The organism is Candidatus Obscuribacterales bacterium, assembly GCA_036703605.1.
GTDB lineage: Bacteria > Cyanobacteriota > Cyanobacteriia > RECH01 > RECH01 > RECH01.
Genome location: DATNRH010000572.1, coordinates 1 through 2,841 on the forward strand (window position 1 = coordinate 1; position 2,841 = coordinate 2,841).

Below are 2,841 nucleotides of genomic sequence, written 5' to 3' on the forward strand. Positions count from 1 at the left end.
AGGCGATCGCCCTGTTGTGCCAAAACTCCGGTAGGTGCATAGACCTGACGCATAGCCGGATCGCGCAGCAGGATCGGCTCCAAAATTAGAAAACAATAGGCCTGGAATGCATTCACCTCCACCCCCGTCTTGGCATAGTGAATCGCCGGCTCCGTCACCACCGAGAAGGGCAGCCGTCCCAAGGTTTGCTGTACATGATAAATACCGCCGATGGTTCCCGGAACAGCGATCGCCCCTAGACCAATGTGAAAGTCCTGCACCGCCTTGCCAAAATTGACCGTCACCGGGAAGAAATCCACCTGATCGATCGGCCGCTTACGGCGCGGCGTTTGCGTAAAAAAGTCGAATAACACATTACGCTGCGGCGTATGGGCTAGCAAAAAACCGCCCCCCGCCAACGACGTCAGCCCCGGCTCCGCCACACAGGCCGCCAGCACCGCCGCCGCCGCCGCATCAAAGGCATTGCCCCCAAGGCGCAACATTTCCAATCCCGCCGCCGCCGTGCAGGCATGGCCCGCCGCGATCGCTCCCTGTGTTGCCGTACTCATCGGTGTACCGGTTTATCTCCGCTGGACATTATGCTGATTTAGCTTACAGCAGATTGATCGGTAAACCCGTACAGACAACCGGCGATGGTGATTACGAATGATCGCGAATGAAATCGACTAGGGCGTTGTAGCGCGGCGACTCCTCATCCGCCACATGTTCCAACACGCCCCAACTGCCCCAGCGACTGGGAACCCCAAAGTCAGCAAAGTTCATAAACACTGCCCCACCGGCATCACGCCATTCGTTGAGCAACTGCGTATAGATGTCATACATTTCAGGACGACGGTTCAGTTCAATAAAAAACTCCGTCAGCCGTTCATGATCGGGCAAGGCCAAATGCTGCCCACCTTCGTAGACCAAGAGAGATAAATCCCGCTCCTGGGCGATCGCCGCATGGTAGTCGAACAGCTCGCGAATGCCAGGAATACTGCCATCATGGTCGCCATCTTCCAACATGCCGCCCTGGGAAAGCTGAGCGATCGCCTTCTCGATGGCAATGTCTTGCCCTTCATCCAACCAGCCTTCCACCGTCGCGATGTTATTATCAAACACCATACCGCCGGTGAAATAGCCGGTGATCGTGTAAGCATCCACATGCTGATAGCAAGGCGTATTGCCCTCCGCTACCCATAGAGGACAGTCTAGAGCCGCCCGCTCCAAGCCGCGCCAACTGGTTTGGGTACCCAGCACCAGCATCAAGCGATCGCGCTGGTCGGCAAAGACCTCAGACCAGATATCTGCCATCTGGGCCGTCCGCATGCCGTACCACTGCATGAACACATCGCCCTCCTGCTGCCAACGTTCCTTACCTTGATCTAGGGCATAGTGAGCCTGGTCAAACATCCAGTTCCAGACTTCATTCGACAGTTCTACATAGATTTTGAGACTCGGATCCAGTTGTTCTTTCACCAACTCCGCAAAGCGACGCATGTAGTCATCCGTTGCCATGTGCGGCATACAGAACCACACATCTTCCCCCAGCCGCTCCGCCAGCTCGATCATGATCTCCAGCGGCACACCCTTGAGGCTATAGGTATAGTCATCCACCTGGGGGCGATCGCTCCACTCACTGACCGTGGAATCATTGGTACGCATCCAGTCCATCAGCCGCAAAGACTGAAACGGCTGCAGTCGCTCAAGTAACAGGGGGTTAAAAATCTCGGTTGCAAAGGTCTCTTCCGCCTCAATGGGCACCACGTGGATATTACGCAGGTAGTTGCCCGTACGATTGGGATCCGTTGCGCTCACAATCAACAAAATTCCATCATGGGACGGCGTTACGTTGATCACATCCCGCCCCGGTCGCGAAGCCGCCTCATCCTTGCGGGCATCAAAACCATAGCCTAAGGTACCCTCTCCCTCATAGAGCACCACATACTGACCGCCGGGATAGCGTCCATTAATTTCCCGGAACATGAGCGTCGCCACTCGGGTAAACATGGGCGCATCATCGGGAGCTGGTAAAGACTTCGGCCAGCCATGCTCATCCAAATCCAGGGCATCACCCTCCTCAGTGCTCCACTGGCCCGTGCAGCCCGGATCGGTGTCTACACATTGAGTAATCCAGCGCCGGGAGGACTTCATCGCATCCAAAAACGGCAGTTGGGTTGACCAATCAGCAATGCCCGTCAGGTTGGTGCCCACGGATAGCTCAGGGCTGGGAGCCGATCGCACCGGAGCAGACGAGGAAGCCACCGGGGTCGCACGGGGCGACGACGAGCAGCCAATCACCATGCCCACGGTGATCACCATCAGCACGATGAACATCAGCCCCTGGGAGAGCGATCGCTGTCCATTGATTCGAACCCACTTGATCATACCCATCTCTCCCCTATGCCGTGACGGTTTTTACGGATGGCTCAACACTTTAGGCAACCCGAGAAATCACGAACCTAGAATAAACTTCACACTATCCGTGATGCTCTTTTCCAGGGTAACCGACGAGTTTACGACTGTCGCGATCGCCCCTAGCCCGAACTAGAGGAGACCCCTAGCAATCTCGACGAAACGCTATGGCTAAATCAGGACTGAGATCTCCGGACGATTCTACAGTCACGAACTTATCTGTAACATCAGACCTAAACCCATCAGGTGAACGAACGCATAGCTAAATTATAGGGCTGCCCCGCAGGTTTCTAGGGCGAGGGGATGATCATTCACTTAAACTTCATAAACATGAACTAGTTTAATAATTTTCAATCTACGGTAGAAGACATAGATCCTTTACTTGCTCTACCATCATCATGGTACCCAAGCATGAACGATACGTGCAGAATAGCTTACTTCTTCAAT

At 54.7% G+C, this 2,841-nt stretch carries 2 protein-coding genes; both read right to left on the reverse strand.

Annotation, left to right across the window (positions count from 1 at the left end; all coding sequences use genetic code 11):
* The coding region (locus V6D20_12200) for a gamma-glutamyltransferase (GenBank protein ID HEY9816541.1) at window positions 1–548 on the reverse strand (548 nt) is incomplete at its 3' end.
* Window positions 549–639: 91 nt separating this feature from the next.
* Window positions 640–2,367, reverse strand: a complete 1,728-nt coding sequence (locus V6D20_12205) for a hypothetical protein (GenBank protein ID HEY9816542.1) — start codon at window positions 2,365–2,367, stop codon at window positions 640–642.
* Window positions 2,368–2,841: the final 474 nt, after the last annotated feature.

Excerpts from the sequence above, each read along its gene's own strand:
- V6D20_12205 (HEY9816542.1), bottom strand. The coding sequence starts at position 2,367 with ATGATCAAGTGGGTTCGAATCAATGGACAGCGATCGCTCTCCCAGGGG.